This window comes from Microbispora triticiradicis, assembly GCF_005864065.1.
In the GTDB taxonomy this organism is placed as follows: domain Bacteria; phylum Actinomycetota; class Actinomycetes; order Streptosporangiales; family Streptosporangiaceae; genus Microbispora; species Microbispora triticiradicis.
Genome location: NZ_VANP01000039.1, coordinates 1 through 2,391 on the forward strand (window position 1 = coordinate 1; position 2,391 = coordinate 2,391).

Consider the following 2,391-nt stretch of genomic DNA (forward strand, 5'->3'; position numbering starts at 1 on the left):
AGTCGCATGCTGTAGACCCGAAGCGGGGTGATCTACGCATGGGCAGGTTGAAGCGCGGGTAAGACCGCGTGGAGGACCGAACCCACCAGGGTTGAAAACCTGGGGGATGACCTGTGTGTAGGGGTGAAAGGCCAATCAAACTCCGTGATAGCTGGTTCTCCCCGAAATGCATTTAGGTGCAGCGTTGCGTGGTGCTTGCCGGAGGTAGGGCTCTGGTTGGCTGATGGGCCCGACAAGGTTACTGACGTCAGCCAAACTTCGAATGCCGGTAAGTTGAGCGTGGCAGTGAGACTGCGGGGGATAAGCTCCGTGGTCGAGAGGGAAACAGCCCAGATCACCGACTAAGGCCCCTAAGCGTGTGCTAAGTGGGAAAGGATGTGGAGTCGCAGTGACAACCAGGAGGTTGGCTTAGAAGCAGCCACCCTTGAAAGAGTGCGTAATAGCTCACTGGTCAAGTGATTCTGCGCCGACAATGTAGCGGGGCTCAAGTACACCGCCGAAGTCGTGGCACTGCCAGTTTGCTGGTGGTGGGTAGGGGAGCGTCGTGCGAGCCGGTGAAGCCGCCGAGTGATCGTGTGGTGGAGGTCGTACGAGTGAGAATGCAGGCATGAGTAGCGAGTCAGAAGTGAGAATCTTCTGCGCCGAATGACCAAGGGTTCCTGGGGCAGGTTCGTCCGCCCAGGGTAAGTCGGGACCTAAGGCGAGGCCGACAGGCGTAGTCGATGGACAACGGGTTGATATTCCCGTACCCGCTGTGATGCGCCCATATCGAATCCAGTGATACTAAGGGTCCTTAAGCCGGTTGGCTCTTCGGAGCCGGCGTCAGGGTGAACGCCTGGCCTGATCTGGTAGTAGGTAAGCGATGGGGTGACGCAGGAAGGTAGCCCAGCCCGGGCGGTGGTTGTCCCGGGGTAAGCATGTAGGGAGAGAGATAGGCAAATCCGTCTCTCATGTATCCTGAGGTGTGATGCCGAGCCGATTGTGGCGAAGTGGGTGATCCTATGCTGCCGAGAAAAGCCTCTAGTGAGTGTCGCGGCGGCCCGTACCCTAAACCGACTCAGGTGGTCAGGTAGAGAATACCAAGGCGGTCGGGTGAACTGTGGTTAAGGAACTCGGCAAATTGCCCCCGTAACTTCGGGAGAAGGGGGACCTTTACTGGTGATGGAACTTGCTTCTTGAGCTGGTGGGGGTCGCAGTGGCCAGGGGGAAGCGACTGTTTACTAAAAACACAGGTCCGTGCGAAGTCGTAAGACGATGTATACGGACTGACGCCTGCCCGGTGCCGGAACGTTAAGGGGACCGCTTAGCCAGCCTTGTGTTGGCGAAGGTGAGAACTTAAGCGCCGGTAAACGGCGGTGGTAACTATAACCATCCTAAGGTAGCGAAATTCCTTGTCGGGTAAGTTCCGACCTGCACGAATGGCGTAACGACTTCCCCGCTGTCTCAACCACAGGCCCGGTGAAATTGCAGTACGAGTAAAGATGCTCGTTTCGCGCAGCAGGACGGAAAGACCCCGGGACCTTCACTACAGCTTGACATTGGCGTTTGGAGCGTCTTGTGTAGGATAGGTGGGAGACTGGGAAGCTCCGACGCTAGTCGGGGTGGAGTCATTGGTGAAATACCACTCTGGTCGTTTTGGACGTCTAACCCGCGCCCGTGAATCCGGGTGGGGGACAGTGTCTGGTGGGTAGTTTAACTGGGGCGGTTGCCTCCTAAAAGGTAACGGAGGCGCCCAAAGGTTCCCTCAGCCTGGTTGGCAATCAGGTGTCGAGTGTAAGTGCACAAGGGAGCTTGACTGTGAGACTGACGGGTCGAGCAGGAGCGAAAGCTGGGACTAGTGATCCGGCATCGGCGTGTGGAAGCGGTGTCGCTCAACGGCTAAAAGGTACCCCGGGGATAACAGGCTGATCTTCCCCAAGAGTCCATATCGACGGGATGGTTTGGCACCTCGATGTCGGCTCGTCGCATCCTGGGGCTGGAGTAGGTCCCAAGGGTTGGGCTGTTCGCCCATTAAAGCGGTACGCGAGCTGGGTTTAGAACGTCGCGAGACAGTTCGGTCCCTATCCGCTGCGCGCGCAGGAGACTTGCGAGGGGCTGTCCCTAGTACGAGAGGACCGGGACGGACGAACCTCTGGTGTGCCAGTTGTTCCGCCAGGAGCACGGCTGGTTGGCTACGTTCGGTAGGGATAACCGCTGAAAGCATCTAAGCGGGAAGCTCGCCTCAAGATGAGGTCTCCCACCACGAGAGTGGGTAAGGCTCCCTATAGACGATGGGGTTGATAGGCCGGAAGTGGAAGCGTAGTAATGCGTGGAGCTGACCGGTACTAATAGGCCGAGGACTTGACCATATTATGCTCGCGTTCACTATGTGATCTCAGAGACAGCAACCGG

At 57.6% G+C, this 2,391-nt stretch carries 1 rRNA gene; it reads left to right on the top strand.

Going from position 1 to position 2,391, the window contains the following annotated elements:
• A 23S ribosomal RNA gene (locus FED44_RS35380) occupies window positions 1–2,348 on the top strand; the annotation flags it as partial.
• Between the last annotated feature and the right edge of the window lie 43 nt (window positions 2,349–2,391).